The organism is Bradyrhizobium sp. JR4.1, assembly GCF_040548605.1.
Lineage (GTDB): Bacteria > Pseudomonadota > Alphaproteobacteria > Rhizobiales > Xanthobacteraceae > Bradyrhizobium > Bradyrhizobium canariense.
Genome location: NZ_JBEPRY010000013.1, coordinates 151,915 through 171,597, shown reverse-complemented (window position 1 = coordinate 171,597; position 19,683 = coordinate 151,915). Strand labels below are relative to the sequence as shown.

17 protein-coding genes are annotated in these 19,683 nt (G+C 64.4%); 7 read left to right on the top strand and 10 right to left on the bottom strand.

What is annotated here, in order from left to right; genetic code table 11:
- Positions 1 to 119: 119 nt before the first annotated feature.
- From ABIB90_RS24465 to sdhC, 6 genes are all read right to left on the bottom strand, one after another.
- Entirely contained in the window at positions 120 to 2,078 is a 1,959-nt protein-coding gene (locus ABIB90_RS24465) for an ABC transporter ATP-binding protein/permease (RefSeq protein WP_354201537.1), read from the bottom strand.
- 53 nt (positions 2,079 to 2,131) lie between these two features.
- The gene (locus ABIB90_RS24460) at positions 2,132 to 4,321 is read right to left on the bottom strand and encodes an ATP-binding protein (protein ID WP_354201536.1); all 2,190 of its coding nucleotides are present in this window, start codon (positions 4,319 to 4,321) and stop codon (positions 2,132 to 2,134) included.
- Between the two features lie 188 nt (positions 4,322 to 4,509).
- Entirely contained in the window at positions 4,510 to 5,292 is a 783-nt protein-coding gene (locus ABIB90_RS24455) for a succinate dehydrogenase iron-sulfur subunit (protein WP_027566351.1), read from the bottom strand.
- A 42-nt stretch (positions 5,293 to 5,334) separates the two neighbouring features.
- The gene (gene sdhA / locus ABIB90_RS24450) at positions 5,335 to 7,170 is read right to left on the bottom strand and encodes a succinate dehydrogenase flavoprotein subunit (RefSeq protein WP_027566352.1); all 1,836 of its coding nucleotides are present in this window, start codon (positions 7,168 to 7,170) and stop codon (positions 5,335 to 5,337) included.
- A gap of 3 nt (positions 7,171 to 7,173) precedes the next feature.
- A complete protein-coding gene (gene sdhD / locus ABIB90_RS24445; RefSeq protein WP_007598776.1) occupies positions 7,174 to 7,590 on the bottom strand; it encodes a succinate dehydrogenase, hydrophobic membrane anchor protein in 417 nt (138 codons plus the stop codon).
- Positions 7,587 to 7,985: a succinate dehydrogenase, cytochrome b556 subunit gene (gene sdhC, locus ABIB90_RS24440; protein WP_007598778.1), complete on the bottom strand. Its 399-nt coding sequence runs from the start codon at positions 7,983 to 7,985 to the stop codon at positions 7,587 to 7,589. Before sdhC ends, sdhD begins: the two co-directional genes overlap by 4 nt.
- Positions 7,986 to 8,504: 519 nt before the next feature.
- Between sdhC and ABIB90_RS24435 the strand changes: the two genes are divergently transcribed.
- The gene (locus tag ABIB90_RS24435) at positions 8,505 to 9,365 is read left to right on the top strand and encodes a sulfite exporter TauE/SafE family protein (protein WP_219681843.1); all 861 of its coding nucleotides are present in this window, start codon (positions 8,505 to 8,507) and stop codon (positions 9,363 to 9,365) included.
- A 125-nt stretch (positions 9,366 to 9,490) separates the two neighbouring features.
- Here ABIB90_RS24435 and ABIB90_RS24430 read toward each other — a convergent pair whose 3' ends face one another.
- Entirely contained in the window at positions 9,491 to 11,020 is a 1,530-nt protein-coding gene (locus tag ABIB90_RS24430; protein ID WP_354201535.1) for a malonate--CoA ligase, read from the bottom strand.
- Positions 11,021 to 11,133: 113 nt separating this feature from the next.
- On the opposite strand from ABIB90_RS24430, the gene ABIB90_RS24425 reads away from it, so the two are divergent.
- From ABIB90_RS24425 to ABIB90_RS24410, 4 genes are all read left to right on the top strand, one after another.
- Complete coding sequence (locus ABIB90_RS24425) at positions 11,134 to 11,895, top strand: SDR family oxidoreductase (RefSeq protein WP_007598784.1); 762 nt, start codon at positions 11,134 to 11,136, stop codon at positions 11,893 to 11,895.
- Between the two features lie 299 nt (positions 11,896 to 12,194).
- On the top strand, positions 12,195 to 12,749 hold the full coding sequence (locus ABIB90_RS24420; protein ID WP_354201534.1) for a fasciclin domain-containing protein: 555 nt from the start codon (positions 12,195 to 12,197) through the stop codon (positions 12,747 to 12,749).
- A 182-nt stretch (positions 12,750 to 12,931) separates the two neighbouring features.
- A complete protein-coding gene (locus tag ABIB90_RS24415; RefSeq protein ID WP_007598786.1) occupies positions 12,932 to 13,561 on the top strand; it encodes a cytochrome b/b6 domain-containing protein in 630 nt (209 codons plus the stop codon).
- A gap of 15 nt (positions 13,562 to 13,576) precedes the next feature.
- Positions 13,577 to 14,359 (top strand): molybdopterin-dependent oxidoreductase, encoded by a 783-nt coding sequence (locus tag ABIB90_RS24410; RefSeq protein ID WP_027566359.1) that lies wholly within the window; start codon positions 13,577 to 13,579, stop codon positions 14,357 to 14,359.
- Between the two features lie 101 nt (positions 14,360 to 14,460).
- Here the strand turns inward: ABIB90_RS24410 and ABIB90_RS24405 are convergent, their stop codons facing one another.
- Positions 14,461 to 15,663, bottom strand: coding sequence for a YbfB/YjiJ family MFS transporter (locus tag ABIB90_RS24405; protein ID WP_354201533.1), 1,203 nt, complete (start codon positions 15,661 to 15,663; stop codon positions 14,461 to 14,463).
- A gap of 131 nt (positions 15,664 to 15,794) precedes the next feature.
- Here ABIB90_RS24405 and leuB point away from each other — a divergent pair, with 131 nt between their 5' ends.
- Positions 15,795 to 16,907 carry a 3-isopropylmalate dehydrogenase gene (leuB, locus tag ABIB90_RS24400; protein WP_354201532.1) on the top strand — a complete coding sequence of 371 codons (1,113 nt, stop codon included), beginning with the start codon at positions 15,795 to 15,797 and terminating at the stop codon, positions 16,905 to 16,907.
- Between the two features lie 176 nt (positions 16,908 to 17,083).
- Here leuB and ABIB90_RS24395 read toward each other — a convergent pair whose 3' ends face one another.
- Both ABIB90_RS24395 and ABIB90_RS24390 read right to left on the bottom strand, forming a co-directional pair.
- The gene (locus ABIB90_RS24395; RefSeq protein ID WP_027566362.1) at positions 17,084 to 17,470 is read right to left on the bottom strand and encodes a hypothetical protein; all 387 of its coding nucleotides are present in this window, start codon (positions 17,468 to 17,470) and stop codon (positions 17,084 to 17,086) included.
- A 156-nt stretch (positions 17,471 to 17,626) separates the two neighbouring features.
- A complete protein-coding gene (locus ABIB90_RS24390) occupies positions 17,627 to 18,427 on the bottom strand; it encodes a hypothetical protein (protein WP_354169883.1) in 801 nt (266 codons plus the stop codon).
- 116 nt (positions 18,428 to 18,543) lie between these two features.
- On the opposite strand from ABIB90_RS24390, the gene ABIB90_RS24385 reads away from it, so the two are divergent.
- The gene (locus tag ABIB90_RS24385; protein WP_007598796.1) at positions 18,544 to 19,578 is read left to right on the top strand and encodes an aspartate-semialdehyde dehydrogenase; all 1,035 of its coding nucleotides are present in this window, start codon (positions 18,544 to 18,546) and stop codon (positions 19,576 to 19,578) included.
- Positions 19,579 to 19,683 lie beyond the last annotated feature (105 nt).

Below are 19,683 nucleotides of genomic sequence, written 5' to 3'. Positions count from 1 at the left end.
GACTCCAATCGTTCACGAGGGGTCGGTAGCCCGGATGGAGCGCAGCGCAATCCGGGTTTCGCCTCTCGATGGACTGTCCCGGATTGCGCTACGCTCCATCCGGGCTACAGCTGCTAGCCTCACGCCGCCTTCTTCGGTGGCGCCTTGCGCTGGCCCAGGAATCGCCCGAGCAGCTTGCGCTTGCCCTTGCGCGGGATCAGGTCGATATCGCTGACGAGTTTTGCACCGCCCTTGCGGCGCTCCAGCACGATCTTGCGGCTGTGAAAGGCCTCCAGCTCGACACGATGCGCGACGCTGACGATGGTGGCCTTCGGCAGCTCGTCGGTGACCATCTTCATCATCTTGTCCTGGCTCTTCTCGTCGAGCGCCGAGGTGGCCTCGTCGAGCACGACGATATCAGGGCTGTGCAGCAACAGCCGCGCAAAAGCGAGACGCTGCTTCTCGCCGCCAGACAGCGTCTGGTCCCACGGTGCTTCTTCCTCGATCTTGTCCTTGAGATGGTCGAGACCGACCTTGTGCAAGGCCTCGCCGATCTCCTCGACGGTCCAGTCATCTTCCGCGCCGGGATAGGCGACCGCGCGGCGCAAGGAGCCTGATGGCACGTAGGGTCGCTGCGGCAGCATGAACAGCCGCCGGTCGGGATGGAAATTGACGCTGCCGCCACCCCATGGCCAGAGCCCGGCGATGGCGCGCACCAGCGTGCTCTTGCCGGTGCCGGATTCGCCGGCCACCAGGAGCCGCTCGCCAGCCTCGATCACCACCTCGGTCTCGCCGACCACGGCGGTGCCGTCATCAAGCGTGACGGAGAGGTCGTTCAGCTCCAGCATGGCGTCGTTGCTGGTCTCCCCACGCTTGATGCGACCGATTCCGTCGCCCTGCTCGGCGCGCTCGAGGCCGTCGAGCGACATCATCAGCGAGGCGATGCGGCGAGCGCAGGCATTCCAGTCGGCGAGCCGCGGATAATTGTCGACCAGCCAGCCGAACGCGCTCTGCACGATGGTGAAGGCGGAAGCCGCCTGCATCACCTGCCCCAACGTCATGCTGCCGTCGAGGAATTTTGGCGCGCAGAGCAGGAGAGGGACCACGGGAGCAACAAGACTCGATCCCTGCGACACCAGCGTGGTGCGCATGTGCTGGCCCGCCAGTCGCGCCCATTGCCGCAGTACATTCGTGAAGTTGCGGTCGATGCCGTCGCGCTCTTCCTCCTCGCCGCCGAGCAGCGCGATGCTCTCGCCGTTCTCGCGCACGCGCGTCAGCGTGTAGCGGAAATCGGCCTCGGCCTGGTTCTTGTCCTCGGAGACCTGCACGAATTGGCGGCCGATCACCAGGATCGAGCCCGATGCGATTCCCGCATAAAGCATCGCGGCGATCACCAGGAAGCCGGGAATGGTCACCGACGATCCCGCAAGCGTGACGGTGAGCGCGCCGCCGATGGTCCAGAGCACGACGATGAAGGTCGCGGCCGACAGCAGCGCGGACGTCACGCCGGCGAGGAAATCCACCGGCGAATCGGTCGCGACGCGCAGATCCTCCGCGATCCGGTATTCCGGATTCTTGTGGTCGCCGCTGACGAGATTGAGCTGGTAATAGCGGCCGTTGCCGAGCCAGCGCGTCAGCACGCTGGCCGTCAGCCACGCGCGCCAGCGCCGCTGGATGCCCATGCGCGCGAACACTTGCGCCACGCCGAGCACGATGCTGCCGATCGCGAGCGGGAAGAACACCGCGGTGAGATGGAAGACGGTGGACGCCTCGCGTTTTTCGATCGCGTCGAAGATCGCCCGATTCCAGACGTTGATGCCGTATTGGAAGCCGACGGTCAGGACGATCAGCACGCCGAGGCCGATCGAGAACGGCCACGCCAGCCGGTCGCCGTTGCGGCCCCAGAAGCCGCGCGCGCTGATCCAGAAGCGGGTGAGGAGGTAGTCCTTGCGGGCCTGCTCGGCCTCTTCGGGCGATTGCTCCGGGTCGGGCTCGACCAACTCGGGCGGCGGCGGAGCCTCTTCCTCGCCGGTCTCGCCGACGATTTCGACGATGGGCGGCTTCTTGCCCGATTCGCGCTTTCTGGCCGGCTTTTGCATGGCCGGATAACGCAAGCTAAATCAAAAGGTTCCACTCGGTTCCGAGTGTCGGATCATTCGGCGGCGCCGTCGCGCACCCGGCGTCGCGCGAGCCGGTGCAGCACGCGCGATAGCTGATCGATCGCATAGGGCTTCTGCACGAGCTCGAAATCGACCTTGCCGTCCTGGGACAGCGCCTCGCTGTAGCCGGTGGTCAGCACGACCGGCACGCCGATGCCGCGCTCGCGGACTGCCTGCGCGAGATCGAGCCCGGTCATGCCGGGCATCACGATGTCGGAGAAAACGACATCGAAGCGATCGGAATCCATGACCAGCTCGGCGAGCGCATCAGTTGCATTGTCGATCAGCGTGATGCTGTAGCCGAGCTCGGTGAGGCCGTCGGCCGCGAAATTGGCGAGCTCGATATTGTCCTCGACCAGCAGCACCGACATGCCGCTACCGGCCACAGCCGGGGCCGTGTTCGGTGCCTGCCGCTGCGGCAGCAGGTGCGGCGCCACGCGCGGCAGATAGAGCGAGAAGGTGCTGCCGTGGCCCACTTCGCTGGTGACTGTCACCTCGCCGCCGGACTGCCGGGCGAAGCCGAACACCTGCGACAGGCCGAGACCGGTGCCGTGGCCGACCTGCTTGGTGGTGAAGAACGGCTCGAAGATGCGCTCGAGCCTCGCAGCCGGAATGCCGATGCCGGTGTCGCTGACGGCAATGCCGACGAAGCCATGTTTGTCAGCAAGCTCATGTTTGCCGGAAAGCTCATGGTGGCCTGAAAGGTCAGCGTTGACCGAGACGGGAGCCCGCGTGTCCGCAATGGTCGCCGCGGCCTCGACCTCGAAAACGATCCTGCCCTTGCCGTGCATGGCATCGCGCGCATTGGTCGCCATGTTGATCAACGCCGTCTCGAACTGGCTCGCATCGGCATTGACGAGACAGGGCTCGGCCGGCAGCCGCATCGCAATTTCGATCGCGGGTCCGAGCAGCGTCGCGAGCATGTCGTGCAGCGACTGCAGCCGCGCGCCGACGTCGAACACTTCCGGCTTCAAGGTCTGGCGCCGTGCAAAGGCGAGCAGCTGCGAGGTCAGCTTGGCCGCGCGCCCGACCGCGTCCGCGATGGCGGTGATGTAGCGCTGGCGCCGCTCCTCGCTCAGCTGCGGCCGGTTCAGCAGGTCGACAGAGGCGCGAATCACGGTCAGGAGGTTGTTGAAGTCGTGCGCGACGCCGCCGGTGAGCTGGCCGAGCGCCTCCAGGCGCTGGCTGTGCTTGAGCGCCTCCTCGGCTTCGCGCCGCGCGGCGGCCTCGGCCTGAAGATGCTGGGTGCGCCGGAACGCGAACGCCAGCAGCAGAAACAGCAGCGCGGTGGCGGGAATACCGAACACCAGATGCTGGCCCATGGTGGCGAACCAGCGCGCGCGGATTGCCGAGGTCTCCAGCCCCGCGCTGACATAGATCGGGTATTCGGCGATGCGTCGGTAGCCGATGCGCCGCTCGACCTCGTCCGATGGCCAGGCGATGGTGATGAGGCCATGCTCGGGGTGAGCTGCGATGCTGCGGCCAACCGGCCCGTTAGGATCGAGCCTGAGGTCGCGGTCCCGCCGCGGAAGATGCGCCAGCACCACGCCGTCGGTACGTGCCATGGCGAGGAAGCTGCCGGGATCGGAGCCGATCCTGGCATAAAAGCTCTCGAAATATTCCGGCAGGACGGAGGCCTGGATCACGCCGATGAAGCTGCCGTCGTCGGAGCTGCGGCGGCGGCTGACCCCGAAGAAGCGCGCGCCCTGATAGGGCTGGCGCGGCGTCAGGGGAACGCCGATGTAGCTGCCGATGCTCTGGTCGACATGGGCGGCAAAGTAATCACGGTCCGCAAAGCTCTGCGCCGGCGGCGGCGATGCCAGGCTGTTGACCAGCGACTTTCCGTCCGCATCGAAGATCCATGCCGATTTGAGCTGCGGCAGCGAATCGGTCAGTTGCTTCAGGCGGCGGTGCAGGGCCGGTTCGCGCGAGCGGATGATTTCGTCGGGCATGTCGCGCACCACCTCGTTGATCTCGGCGAGGCTGCGGTCGATGGTCTCGAACACCTTGAGCGCGTGCTCGTGCGCGACATCGAGGGTGCGCTCGATCTCGCGGTCGGCGATCTCTTTGGTCGAGGTGTAGGAGATCGAGGCGGCGATCGCGAACAGCGCAATCGGCAGCGCCAGGGACGCAGCCATCATCCACTGCAGCAATCTCAGCGAATTGCGTTGTGCGCCCTGCACGGTCGCTCCGGTCCCACGCCGGAGAGCTTACTTGAATTTCGCGCCGGGAAGGAAGCGGCTTGTGGCGGGAACCAGAGGTTGCAACCCGCCGGCTTGCCCGCGCAGGGGCAGAGGCGAAATCTACTGGAAGACGCGCCCGCCGTAGAATGCCCCGGCCATTCCGGCCGGGGATCGCAGCATGAACGAGCCTAGATCTGGCGCTCGACCATCTTGAGCTTGAGCTCCGCGATGGCCTCCGCCGGGTTGAGGCCCTTCGGGCAGGCCTTGGCGCAGTTCATGATGGTGTGGCAGCGATAGAGGCGGAACGGGTCCTCGAGATTGTCAAGCCGCTCGCCGGTCGCTTCATCCCGCGAATCCGATACCCAGCGGTTGGCCTGGAGCAGCGCGGCGGGACCGAGATAGCGCTCGCTGTTCCACCAATAGCTCGGGCACGAGGTCGAGCAGCAGGCGCAGAGGATGCACTCGTAGAGGCCGTCGAGCTTCTCGCGATCCTCGTGGCTCTGCTTCCATTCCTTTTGCGGCGTCGGCGAGGTCGTCTTCAGCCACGGCTCGACCGAAGCGTACTGCGCATAGAAATTCGTGAGGTCGGGGATGAGGTCCTTCACGACAGGCTGGTGCGGAAGCGGATTGATCTTCACCGCGCCGTCCTTCACGTCGTGCATCGAGCGGGTGCAGGCCAGCGTGTTCTGGCCGTCGATGTTCATCGCGCAGGAGCCGCAGACGCCTTCGCGGCAGGAGCGGCGGAAGGTCAGCGACGGGTCGATGTTGTTCTTGATCCAGATCAGGCCGTCCAGCACCATCGGCCCGCAATCATGGGTGTCGACGTAATAGGTGTCGACGCTGGGATTCTTGCCGTCGTCCGGGTTCCAGCGATAGACGCGGAATTCACGAGTTTCAGTCGCGCCCGCGGGCTTCGGCCACGTCTTGCCGCCGCTGATCTTGGAGTTCTTCGGAAGTGCGAATTCAACCATTTCGATAAAGCTTTCGCTGTTCGCTCAGTAAATGCGCGCCGTTTAGTAAACGCGAGCTTTCGGCGGGATGTACTGCACGTCGTTGGTCATGGTGTAGTCGTGAACCGGGCGGTACTCGATCTTGACCTTGCCGGAATCTTCCAGCCAGGCCAGCGTGTGCTTCATCCAGTTCTTGTCGTCGCGCTCGGAGAAGTCCTCGCGGGCATGCGCGCCGCGGCTCTCGGTGCGGTTGGCGGCCGAGTTCATCGTCACCACCGCCTGCGCGATCAGATTGTCGAATTCGAGCGTCTCGATCAGGTCGGAATTCCACACCAGCGAGCGGTCGGACACGGCGATGTCGGTGATGCCGCTGTGGACCTTCTCGATCAGGTTCTGGCCTTCGCTCAGGATGTCGCCGGTGCGGAACACCGCGCAATTGTTCTGCATCACGTGTTGCATGCCTTCGCGCAGCTTCGCGGTCGGCGTGCCGCCGGAGGCGTAGCGATAATGGTCGAGGCGGCCGAGCGCCAGGTCGGACGAGTTCGCCGGCAATTCCGGCTGGCTGGCGTTCGGGGTGAGCTTCTCGGCGAGGCGAAGCGCCGCGGCGCGGCCGAATACGACGAGGTCGATCAGCGAGTTGGAGCCGAGGCGGTTGGCGCCGTGCACGGAGACGCAGGCGGCTTCGCCGATCGCCATCAGGCCGGGAATGATGGCGTTGTCGTCGCCGTCCTTCTTGGTCAGGACTTCGCCGTGATAGTTCGTCGGGATGCCGCCCATGTTGTAGTGCACGGTCGGCACGATCGGGATCGGCTCGCGCGTCACGTCGACATTGGCGAAGATCTTTGCGGATTCCGAGATGCCCGGCAGGCGCTCGGCCAGCACCGCGGGATCGAGATGGTCGAGATGAAGGAAGATATGGTCCTTCTTCTTGCCGACACCGCGGCCTTCGCGGATCTCGATGGTCATCGCGCGCGAGACGACGTCACGCGAAGCCAGATCCTTCGCCGACGGCGCATAGCGCTCCATGAAGCGCTCGCCCTCGGAGTTGACGAGATAACCGCCTTCGCCGCGCGCACCTTCGGTGACGAGACAGCCGGAGCCGTAGATCCCCGTCGGGTGGAACTGCACGAACTCCATGTCCTGCATCGGCAGGCCGGCGCGCAGCACCATGCCGCCGCCGTCGCCGGTGCAGGTGTGCGCCGAGGTGCAGGACGCATAGGCGCGGCCATAGCCGCCGGTCGCCAGAATCACGGACTGGGCGCGGAAGCGGTGCAGCGTGCCGTCGTCGAGCTTGAGCGCGATGACGCCGCGGCAGGTGCCCTGGTCGTCCATGATCAGGTCGATGGCAAAGAACTCGATGAAGAACTCGGCCGCGTGGCGCAGCGACTGGCCGTACATCGTGTGCAGCATGGCGTGGCCGGTGCGGTCGGCGGCGGCGCAGGTGCGCTGCGCCTGACCTTTGCCGTAGTCCATCGTCATGCCGCCGAACGGACGCTGGTAGATCTTGCCGTCTTCGGTGCGCGAGAACGGCACGCCCCAATGCTCGAGCTCGTAGACCGCCTCGGGCGCGTTGCGCACCATGTATTCGATCGCGTCCTGGTCGCCCAGCCAGTCCGACCCCTTCACGGTGTCGTACATGTGCCAGCGCCAGTCGTCCTTGTGCATGTTGCCGAGCGACGCCGAGATGCCGCCCTGCGCCGCGACGGTGTGCGAGCGGGTCGGAAATACTTTGGTGATGCAGGCGGTACGAAGACCGGCTTCGCTGCAGCCGACCACGGCGCGCAAGCCCGCGCCGCCGGCGCCGACCACGACGACGTCGTAGGTGTGGTCTTCGATCGGATAGGCTTTGCCGTTGGTGGCGGGAGCGCCGTTGCCCTTGCCATTGGTCTCTGTGGCCATGGGTTAGACTCCGGAGGAAAGTTTCAGGATCGCGTAGGTCGAGGCGAGCGCCACGGCGAACGAGAAGAAGTTGTTGAGCATGATCGAGATGAGCTTCAGCTTCTCGTTATGGATGTAGTCCTCGATCACGACCTGCATGCCGATCTTCATGTGCCAGGCGCTGGCGAAGATGAAGAGCAGCAGGATCACCGCGATCGGCAGCGAGCCGAGAATCTGTGCGGCGCCGGCCTGGTTGCGGCCGAGCAGCATCATCACGATCACGATCACCGGGATCATCAGCAGCGTCATGGCGACGCCGGTGATGCGCTGGCGCCAGAAATCGGAGGTGCCCGAATGCGCCGCGCCGAGATTGCGCACGCGGCCGAGCGGGGTGCGCATGGAGGAGCCCTTCGGAGCGCCGTGGGATTCGTCGAAACTCATCGGCCGCCTCCGATCGCGTAGGCGATGATCCAGACCAGGACCGTGAGCACGATGCCGCCGATCAACGCGCCCCAGGTCAACGCTTCGCGCTCATTGGCCTTGAAGCCGTAGCCCAGGTCCCAGACGAAATGCCGGATGCCGCTGAGCATGTGGTGCATCAGCGCCCAGGTGAATCCGAACACGATCAGCCGGCCGATGATGCTGCCGGTGAAGGCCTGGACGTGGCTATAGGCGGCCGGGCCGGAGGCCGTCGCAATCAGCCACCAGGCCAGCAGCAGCGTTCCGGCGTAGAGGGCAATCCCGGTGGCGCGATGGACGATGGAAAGTGCCATCGTCAGCGTCCAGCGGTAGACTTGCATGTGTGGCGAAAGCGGTCGTTCGATCCGTGCGGTCATGGGCTTCGATTGCTTTATTGCGGCCCAGCATGGGGCGCGCGGGGATCGCGAAAGGTCGGCTCTATTTACGGAGTCGATTTCACCTGCGCAATCACCAAATCGCCATAAATCGAACCTGGGTTCAGCTCTAGGCCCTTGATGTAACAAGGCCAATCGGCGGCTTGGTATACCAGGGCCACGGCGCACCGGCTAAAGACAGAACAAGAATTCATCTCTTGTCAGGAGGGCCGCGGCGCATTGAAATTACTATTGGAACGGCTCTAAGCCGCCGCAGGCCAACCAGGGTTCGAACCAGTCATTCATGACGTTCGGACCGGCAGGGATGATCGGCGAGCAATTTTCAATTTCCGCAAAGCGCACCGATTTTTCGCGAGACGGGCGGATATGCGCAACCTGCATCCCACCCCAGACCGCCGATGCGGCGGTCGACCCGACAAATCAGATCGCCTAGAGCATTGCGGGCAGCTGTCCGAGCGATGCATCGGAGAAGTTGCGAGCCATCGCCGGGGCAGGTCAGGGGTGATTGCAGGACTTGATATCAAGGAGATCCTCGAGCTCACGCTGCTGCTGATCGCAACCGGCGCGCTCTCCGGATTTTTGGCCGGCGTGTTCGGCATCGGCGGCGGCGCGATTCTGGTGCCGGTGTTCTACGAGTGCTTCCGCATCGCCGGTGTGCCGCTGGAGGTGCGCATGCCGCTCTGCATCGGCACTTCGCTCGCCGTCATCATTCCGACCTCGATTCGTTCGTTCCAGGCGCATTACAAGCGCGGCGCCGTCGATCTTGCGATCCTTCGGGTCTGGTGGCTGCCGATCCTGATCGGCGTCATCGCCGGCAGCGTGGTCGCGCGCTACGCGCCGGAGCGGCTGTTCAAGATCGTGTTCGTCGCCGTCGCCTGGTCGGCCGCGGTACGGCTGATCTTCGCGCGCGAGAGCTGGAAACTCGGCGATGATCTGCCGAAAGGCATCTTGATGCGAATCTACGGCTTCTGCGTCGGCATTTTGTCGACCTTGATGGGCATCGGCGGCGGATTGTTTTCGAATCTGCTGATGACGTTCTACGGCCGTCCGATCCATCAGGCCGTGGCGACATCGTCGGCGCTCGCGGTGCTGATCTCGATCCCCGGTGCGCTCGGCTACATCTATGCCGGCTGGCCTGCGGCGGCTAGCTATCCCGGCGTTGCAGCCCTGCAAGTGCCGTTCGCGCTCGGCTACGTCTCGCTGATCGGCGCCGTGCTGGTGATGCCGATGAGCCTTGTGACAGCACCGCTCGGTGTGAAGGCGGCGCATGCGATGTCGAAGCGGACGCTGGAGGTCGCGTTCGGGTGCTATCTGTTTATTGTCGGCAGCCGGTTTGTGATGAGCTTGATAGGCGGGCAGTAGCCGCCGCAAAATCCGTCATTGCGAGCGTAGCGAAGCAATCCAGAATCTTTCCGCAGCGGTAGTCTGGATTGCTTCGTCGCAACGGCTCCTCGCAATGACGACGAGAGTGCAGCGAACAACAGCCCCTATTTCTTCGCGTAAAGATCCTTGTAAATATCCCGCAGCACGTTTTTCTGCACCTTGCCCATGGTGTTGCGCGGCAGCTCGTCGACCACGAAGACCCGTTTGGGCATCTTGAACTTCGCTAGCCGGCCGTCGAGCGCCTTCAGCACCGCGGCCTCGGTCACATCGGCGCCCTTGTTGCAGACGAGCACCGCCGTGACGCCCTCGCCGAAATCGGCGTGGGGCACGCCGATCACGGCAGATTCGATCACGCCGGGCATGGCGTCGATCTCGCTCTCGATTTCCTTGGGGTAAACGTTGAAGCCGCCGGAGATGACGAGATCCTTGCCGCGGCCGAGAATGTGGACGTAGCCCTTGGCGTCGATCTTGCCGAGGTCGCCGGTGATGAAGAAGCCGTCGTCGCGGAATTCCGCCTTGGTCTTCTCCGGCATGCGCCAATAGCCCTTGAACACGTTGGGGCCCTTGACCTCGATCATGCCGATTTCGTCACGCGGCAGTTCCTTGGCCGTCTCAGGATCTGTGACGCGTACGGAGACGCCGGGGAGCGGAAAGCCGACTGCGCCGGGCACGCGCTCGCCGTCATAAGGGTTCGACGTGTTCATGTTGGTCTCGGTCATGCCGTAGCGCTCGAGCACCGCATGCCCCGTCCGGGCCGACCATTCGCGATGGGTTTCGGCCAGCAGCGGCGCGGAGCCCGAGATGAACAGCCGCATGTGCTTTGTAGTTTCGCGCGACAGCGCAGCGTTCTGGAGCAGCCGGGTATAGAACGTCGGCACGCCCATCAGCACCGTGGCGCGCGCCATCAGCTTGATGATCAGATCCGGGTCGAGCTTCGGCAGGAAGATCATCGACGCCCGCGCGAACAGCGTCACGTTGGTCGCCACGAACAGGCCGTGGGTGTGGTAGATCGGCAGCGCGTGGATCAGCACGTCCTTGTCGGTGAAGCGCCAGAAGCCGACCAGCGAGAGCGAGTTCGACGCCAGATTGTCGTGGGTCAACATCGCGCCCTTGGAGCGGCCGGTGGTGCCGGACGTGTAGAGGATCGCGGCGAGATCGTCGTTTGAGCGCGGGACCGTGGCGAATTCGCTGCTCGCCTTGTCGGCGGCGTCCGTCAGCGAGCCCTTGCCGTCAGCCCCGAGTGTCTCGACTTTCGCCTTCACCTTGGCGGCGATGGGGGCGAGGCCCTCCGCCTTGGCGGGATCGCAGACCACCAGCGAGGGCTCGGCATCGCCGATGAAGTAATCGAGCTCATTCAGCGTATAGGCGGTGTTGAGCGGCAGGTAGACCGCGCCGGCCCGCACCGTGGCCAGATACAGCACGATGTTGGCCACGGATTTCTCGACCTGAACCGCAACGCGGTCGCCGGGCTTCACGCCGCGCGCGACCAGCACATTGGCCATTTGCCCGGCCCGGGCGATCAGATCGCCATAGCTGATGCGTCCTCCGTCGTGCGTCTCGATCGCGAGGCGCTTCGGATCGTCGAGGCCATCGAACAGGCGGGAAAACAGATTGGCGTTGGCTGCTTGGTTCATGCAAGATTTCCTCGACCGCAAGGCTTGACCACAAGGCTCGTCAGACAAGGCCGGTCAAAACCGAGGGCTGGATTAGCAAAAACCGCCCCGATGAAGCAACGGAGACAGTTTGCATGACCAAAAACGGGAAACGCGTGGCCTGGGTGACAGGCGGGGGCAGTGGGATCGGGGAGGCCGGCGCCGAGGCGCTGGCGGCTGACGGCTGGACGGTGGTGGTCTCGGGCCGGCGCAAGGACGCCCTGGATACCGTAGTCGCGAAGATCACCGGGGCGGGCGGCGCCGCCGAGGCCATCGCGCTGGACGTGTCGGTCGCCGCCGCCGCCCAGAAGGCTGCCGATCAAATCGTCGCGAAGCACGGCCGCATCGACCTGCTGGTCAACAATGCCGGCATCAATGTCCCCAAGCGCAGCTGGAAGGACATGGAACTGGAGGGCTGGGATAAGCTGGTCCAGGTCAATCTCAACGGCGTGCTCTATTGCATGCGCGCGGTGCTACCGACGATGCGCAAGCAACAGGACGGCTCCATCATCAACGTCTCGTCCTGGGCCGGCCGCCACGTCTCGAAAATGCCGGGCCCGGCCTACACCACGACCAAGCATGCGGTGCTGGCGCTGACCCATTCCTTCAACATGGACGAATGCGTCAACGGCTTGCGCGCCTGTTGCCTGATGCCGGGCGAGGTGGCGACCCCGATCCTGAAGCTGCGCCCGGTGGTGCCGAGCGAGGAGGAGCAGGCCAGGATGCTTCAATCCGAAGATCTCGGCCGCACCATCGCATTCATCGCCAGCATGCCGGCGCGGGTGTGCATCAACGAACTGTTGATTAGCCCCACGCATAATCGCGGGTTCATCCAGACGCCGCACAACAGGGATTGAGCGGCAGGTAGATCGTCGAGGCTCGTCATTGCGAGCGAAGCGAAGCAATCCAGCGGTGCATCCGCGGTGGCAGCCTGGATTGCTTCGTCGCTTCGCTCCTCGCAATGACGCCCCCCACGAACACACCCGCATTTAGTTTCACCCATCACAAAGAAGTTTAATCCGAAACCGCTTCGCAAACCCTCCCGTAATTCGAGCCAACGACGTCGCTGCTGCTTCACGCTCACAGGTCGCAGCCGCCGTTGTTGCCCACTCGAACGCCGGCAGTCGCCGGTCCTCATCCAATCGGGAGACTCTCCATGTCGAAGCGCATTGCCTATCTCACCGCCGCAGCTCTCAGCGCGCTGGCCATCACCGCGACCGTCGTCGCGCCCGCCCGCGCCGAGGAAAAGACCGTCAAGGTCGGCGGCGCCGCGATGTTTCCGTCCAAGAACATCGTCCAGAACGCCGTCAACTGGAAGGACCACACCACGCTGGTGGCGGCGGTGAAGGCGGCCGGCCTGGTGCCGACGCTGGAAGGCAAGGGCCCGTTCACGGTGTTCGCGCCGACCAATGCCGCTTTCGGCAAGCTGCCGGCCGGCACCGTCGATACCCTGGTCAAGCCCGAGAACAAGGCGACCCTGACCAAGATTCTGACCTACCACGTCGTGCCCGGCAAGCTCGAGGCGTCCGACCTCACCGACGGCAAGAAGATGAAGACCGCCGAAGGCGAGGAGCTGACGGTGAAGAAGATGGACGGCAAGGTCTGGATCGTCGACGCCAAGGGCGGCACCTCGATGGTGACGATCTCCAACGTCAACCAGTCCAACGGCGTGATCCATGTGGTCGATACCGTGCTGATGCCGGCGACCTGACACCGCGCGGTCTGGCTTCATCTCCGAACCGGATGCGACGAAATGGCGAGCCGGGGGTCCCCGGCTCGCTTTATTGTGACCATGATAGCCCGCTGGTATCGATTCGATGCCGGGCAGGGCGTAACGAAAGCGGAAGCATCGGCGTATAATTGCTGTCAGACGATGTTCAGGACGGAACCATCATGTCGAGCCTCACTGTCACCGACGAGCAGGTCAGCGCCACCCCGGCCAAAGTGATCCAGCCGGCCTGGGTCCGGGTCATGCACTGGATCAACGCCCTCGCCATGATCCTGATGATCCTGTCGGGTTGGCAGATCTACAACGCCTCGCCGCTGTTCGGTTTCAGCTTTCCGCGCGACTACACGCTCGGCGGCTGGCTCGGCGGCGGATTGCTCTGGCACTTTGCGGCGATGTGGCTGTTGATGATCAACGGCCTTGCCTATCTCGTCACGGGCTTCGCCACCGGCCGTTTCCGCAAGAAACTGCTGCCGATCACGCCGTCCGGCGTGCTCCACGATGTCAGGGCTGCCCTGACCTTCAAGCTCGGCCATGCCGACCTCACCGTCTACAATTACGTGCAGCGGACGCTCTATGCCGGTATCATCCTGGTCGGCGTGATCATCGTGCTGTCGGGGCTGGGAATGTGGAAGCCGGTGCAGCTGCACTGGCTGGTGTCCCTGTTCGGCGACTATCCGACCGCGCGCTACATCCATTTCTTCTGCATGGCCGCGATCTGCGCGTTCCTCGTCATTCACGTTTTACTCGCGCTGCTGGTGCCGAAGAGCCTGCGTGCGATGATCATCGGTCGCTAGAGCGGAGAGAGAGTCATGGCCAAGCGCTCATTCCTGATCCCCGGCGTCGACAAGCGGCTGCTGATCAAGGACTCCATCAAGACGATGCCAGAGGTCAGCCGCCGCCGCTTCATCGCGGGCGGCGCCAGCCTCGGCGCACTGACGCTGCTCACCGGCTGCGACGTGATCGACTCGTCCTCCGCCGAGGAGATGCTGAAATCCGTCTCGAAATTCAACGACGCCGTGCAGGCCTTCATCTTCAATCCCGACGCGCTGGCGCCGACGTTTCCCGAGAGTGCGATCACAAAACCGTTTCCGTTCAACGCCTATTACGATCTCGACGACGCACCCGATGTTGACGGTGCCGACTGGAAGCTCGAAGTCCGCGGCCTCGTCGACAACAAGAAGTCGTGGACGCTTCCGGAATTGTACAAGCTGCCGCAGGTCACGCAGATCACCCGTCACATCTGCGTCGAGGGCTGGAGCGCGATCGGCAGCTGGACCGGCACGCCGATGCGCGACTTCCTCAAGCTGATCGGCGCCGACACGCGCGCCAAATACGTCTGGTTCCAGTGTGCCGACAAGGACGGCTATAATTCCCCGCTCGACATGCGCACCGCGCTGCATCCGCAGACCCAGATGACGTTCAAATACGCAGGCGAAATCCTGCCGCGCGCGTATGGGTTTCCAATGAAGATCCGCGTGCCGACAAAACTCGGCTTCAAGAACCCGAAATACGTGGTGTCGATGGAAGTCACCAACGACTACAAGGGCGGTTATTGGGAAGACCAGGGGTACAATTCGTTTAGTGGGAGCTAGGCGCGCCGCTGCCGTAGGGTGGGCAAAGCGTAGCGTGCCCACCAACACTGCATCCGCGACAACGGCCATCGTGGGCACGGCGCTTCGCGCCTTTGCCCACCCTACGGCACCGTTTTTTTGGCCGGCCCCACCTTCCGCTGGCACAGCGCCGCCACCGCGCCCAACGCCAGCAGCGCCGCCGAGACATTCAGCGCGTAACTCAAGCTCCCCAGCGCGTCCGTGATGGCGCCTACCACGATCGGGCCGAGCGTCTGGCCGACGCCGAACGAGATCGTCATCGCCGCGATCGCGGTCGGCCATACCTCGGGCGGATAGTTGAAGCGCACGAAGGCGGTGGTCGAGCCGACCACGGCGAAGAAGGCGACGCCGAACACGACGGCCGACACAGCGAGCCATGCCGGCGAATGCCCGAGCATCGGCAGGGCGGCGCCGAGCGCGTTGGTGCCGAGAATGATGGCGGTGGCCAGTCCGCCGCGATCGAGCGCGAGCACGCGGCGCCAGGCCCACGGCGTGACGAAGGCGCTCAGCCCAATCAGGCTCCAGAACGCGGCCTGCGCCGCGGCCCCGCCGCCGCTGTCGCGCACATAGGCGATCATGAAGGTCATGTAGGCGATGTAGCCCGCGCCGAACAGGAAGTAGCCGGCGAGATAGATCAGCACGGGAAGAATCGCGAAGGCGCCGTGGCTGCCTTGCGAGAACCGCACGCCGCTCTCGATGCGGACCAGGAACAGCGGCACGGTCATGACGACGGACAAAAGGGTCATCGCCCACCACACTATCCACCACGAGCCCGGCCCGAAATATTGCAGCGTGAACGGGGCGATCAGGCCCGAGGCGAGAATGCCGATGCCGGGCCCGGCATAGAACAGGCTCAGCAGGAAATTGGCCCGCTCCGGGCGCGACTGCGCGATGGAAGCGGCCAGCGCACCGCCGGCGACGAAGCCGGCCGCGGCGCCCACGCCCAGCACGAGACGGGCCAGGCTCAGCGCGACGAAATTCCCGGTCAGCGCGCAAGTCGCGAGCGCGGCGACGCAGGCCAGGGTTCCGCCGCGGATCGCGGCCGACCAGCCGACGCGCTGGATCAGCCGGGACGCCACAAGCGCGCCCGCGAGATAGCCGACGGCGTTGATGGTGTTCATGAAACCGGCCGCCGAGTAGGACCAGCCGAGGTCCTCCCGCATGTCGGGCAGCACCAGCGAATAGGCGAAGCGGCCGATGCCGAGCCCAACTGTCGCGGCCAGCGACAGGGTCAGGATCAACCGTGCGGGGTGGGCATCGGGTGGAGGGCGGTCAGGTGCGTGCAAGGGGTACTCCGGCATGCGCAGTGTGGCAGGCCCTGCCCGCCTTGCACAGCCGCGAGGCGGCAATGGTGTCTTGCCAAGCACGCATCGCCGCTCTAGCACTCCGGCCGAAATCGACCTCAGAGGAAACGACCATGGCGACCCACAAACTGCTGCTGCTTCCCGGCGACGGTATCGGCCCCGAAGTGATGGGCGAGGTGAAGCGGCTGATCGACTGGCTCAATTCGGCCGGGATCGCCAAGTTCGAGACCGACACCGGCCTCGTCGGCGGTTCGGCCTATGACGCGCACAAGGTGTCGATCTCGGAAGGCGACTTGGCCAAGGCCAAGGACGCCGACGCGATCATCTTCGGCGCGGTCGGCGGTCCCAAATGGGACGCGGTGCCTTACGAAGTCCGCCCCGAAGCCGGCCTGCTGCGCCTGCGCAAGGATCTCGGTCTATTCGCCAACCTGCGCCCGGCGGTCTGCTACCCGGCGCTGGCGGAGGCCTCCAGCCTGAAGCGCGAGGCGGTCGAGGGCCTCGACATCATGATCGTGCGCGAGCTCACCGGCGGCGTCTATTTCGGCGAGCCCAAGACCATCACCGACCTCGGCAACGGCCAGAAGCGCGCCATCGATACCCAGGTCTACGACACCTATGAAATCGAGCGCATCGGCCGCGTCGCCTTCGAGCTTGCGAAGAAGCGCAAGAACAAGGTGACGTCGATGGAGAAGCGCAACGTCATGAAGTCGGGCGTGCTCTGGAACGAGGTCATGACCCAGGTCCACAAGCGCGAATATCCCGACGTCACGCTCGAGCACCAGCTCGCCGATTCCGGCGGCATGATGCTGGTGAAATGGCCGAAGCAGTTCGACGTCATCGTCACCGACAATCTGTTCGGCGACATGCTGTCCGACATCGCTGCGATGCTGACGGGATCGCTCGGCATGCTGCCCTCGGCCTCGCTCGGCGAGGTCGACGTCAAGAGCAAGAAGCGCAAGGCGCTGTACGAGCCCGTGCACGGCTCGGCGCCTGATATCGCAGGCCAGGGCCTCGCCAATCCGATCGCGATGATCTCGTCCTTCGGCATGGCGCTGCGCTATTCCTTCGACATGGGCGATCTCGCCGACAAGGTCGACGCCGCGATCGCCGCGGTGCTGGCCAACGGCCTGCGCACCGCCGACATCAAGTCGGAAGGCACCATTGCCGCCTCGACCACGCAGATGGGCGAAGCGATCCTGAAGGAATTGCAGAAGCTGCACGCCTGACGGCGACCGCAGTGTTTGTAGGGTAGGCAAAGCGAAGCGTGCCCACCATTCTTATCGCCATTGCCGAGAGATGGTGGGCACGGCGCTTCGCACCTTTGGCCACCCTACAAGGTCTCATCAAAACAAAAATGGCCGGGCGCGAGCCCGGCCATTTTGATTCGGTCGATATGTCCGCCTCAGTACAGCGGGAAATTCTGCGGATAGCCGCCAACATCCTGCGGCGTGCTCAGCGGCTGGCGATCGATCGGGCGGTTGAGATTTTCGCGTGCGAAGGTCGGGTAGCCCACCGCCGGCGGGAAGGCGTAGTCGGAGAATTTGCGGTCGCCCGGATTGACCTCGGTGCCGCCGTCGAGCCAGGAGCGCTTGCTCACATAGATGCGGGTGCGGCCCTGCTGATAGCTCGCATTGGGGCCGCTGGGGCCGTAATAGTGACGGCCGCTGTCATAGCGCTGCTTCTTGGTGTCGGCCGAGGCGGGTGTCGCGAAGGCTGAGGACATGGCAATCACGGCGCCGGCCGCAAGCCACATCGCCAGTTTGTTCGCGGCAGAGAAATTCGAGCTCATCACGTCCCCTTCAGGCGGCAAGCCGCCAATCAATTTCACCCTCATACTAACCCGGCCGGGGCGGCTGCAACTAGGTCTATTGGGTCACACCAGCGCTGAATAATCGTGCGCGCCGGCAAAAGTTGCATGGATACAGCCACTTGAGCTTGATGCCGGTCAGAGCGCGCCGCGCAATTGCGCATTGGCGGCGCCGAGCAGCCAGTCCGACGAGCCCGGGAGCGCGCAGGGGCGGCGCTTCAGCTCCGCATGGGCGAACAATTCGGCCAGCTTCGGCTCGTTGCCCGAGGTCAGCAGCGTCAGCCGGTTCAGCGTGCAGGCGATCGCCGCGCGCCGGGCGGGCAGGCTGTCGCCCTGGCAGGAAAATCCGGAGATCTGGAGCGCCGGCTCCTCGCTGCGCTTGAGGTAGCCGAGGCAGGCCCGCGCGCCCTCCGTCGTGCCGGTCGGCTGGAATAGGGCGACGGGGCCGAATTTCGTGTCGATCAGGCCGGCTTGCTCCAGCCGGGCCGCGGTGCCCAGTCCCATCCGGGCGGCCAGATCCAGAGTTGCCGGGCGCGCCACGTCGAATTCGCCGCCTTCCCGGTAGATCTCGAGCTCGGCCATGAGTTCGGCTATGGGCTTGTCCGCCTCGCTGGCCCAGCGCATCACGTCCCTGCGGCCGCCTTCGGGGTGCCTGAAGATGGCGTAAGAAGCTGTTTTTTCTGACGAATCCAGCCGGCTAAGGGCGAAACCCTGAGGCGAGCGGTCGGCCACGCTCCAACTCGGCTTCAGCGCCGGATCATCGTCGCGCAAGTTTGGCAGCTGGCCGAGTGCGGCAAGGCCGAGGATGGCAAACAGCACCAAAGCCCCCACATAGGCGAACAGGCGCGCCAGCGTGCCGACGACCTCGTCGGCGAAGGCCGCAAGCGCCAGATGGATCTGGGTGGGGTTTGTGGCCGTGCTGGCCTCAGGCGACTGCATCCACGTCCCTAAGGCATGGTCCAACGTTGTCTTGAGGCCGGTTCTCGCATAGAAGCGCTGCTCTTCCTGTTTAAGCCTCAGCTTCAGGAAAGAGCTTTTTCGTCGGAGAGTGAACGATGGGTTACAAAGTCGCAGTCGTCGGCGCGACCGGCAATGTCGGACGGGAAATGCTCAACATTTTGGATGAGCGCAAATTCCCCGCGGACGAGGTGGTGGCCCTGGCCTCACGCCGCAGCATGGGCGTCGAGGTCTCCTACGGCGACCGCACCCTGAAGGTCAAAGCGCTCGAGCATTACGACTTCTCCGACGTCGACATCTGCCTGATGTCGGCCGGCGGCGAGGTGTCGAAGGAATGGTCGCCGAAGATCGGCGCCGCCGGCACGGTCGTGATCGACAATTCCTCGGCCTGGCGCATGGACCCGGACGTTCCGTTGATCGTGCCGGAAGTGAATGCGGACGCGACCGCCGGCTTCAAGAAGAAGAACATCATCGCCAACCCGAACTGCTCGACCGCGCAGCTCGTGGTCGCGCTTAAGCCCCTGCACGACAAGGCGACGATCAAACGCGTCGTGGTCTCGACCTATCAATCGGTGTCGGGCGCCGGCAAGGACGCGATGGACGAATTGTTCTCCCAGACCAAGGCCGTCTACACCAACCAGGAGCTGGTCAATAACAAGTTTCCCGCTCGCATCGCCTTCAACGTCATCCCCCAGATCGACGTCTTCATGGAGGACGGCTACACCAAGGAAGAGTGGAAGATGATGGCGGAGACCAAGAAGATTCTTGATCCCAAGATCAAGCTCTCCGCGACCTGCGTGCGCGTGCCTGTTTTCGTCGGCCATTCCGAGGCCGTCAACATCGAGTTCGAGAACCCGATCAGCGCGGACGAAGCGCGCGACATCCTGCGCAAGGCGCCGGGTTGTCTCGTCATCGACAAGCATGAGCCCGGCGGCTACGCCACCCCGTACGAAGCCGCCGGCGAGGACGCCACCTATATCAGCCGCATCCGCGAGGACGCGACGGTGGAGAACGGTCTCGTGCTGTGGTGCGTCTCGGATAATCTACGCAAGGGCGCTGCGCTCAACGCGATCCAGATCGCGGAAGTCCTGATCAACCGCAAGCTGATCAGCGCGAAGAAGAAGGCGGCGTAGCTCCGCTGCCGTAGGGTGGGCAAAGGCGCGGAGCGCCGCGCCCACCACCTCTCCACGATCGCGATAGAAGCGGTGGGCACGCTACGCTTTGCCCACCCTACAAGA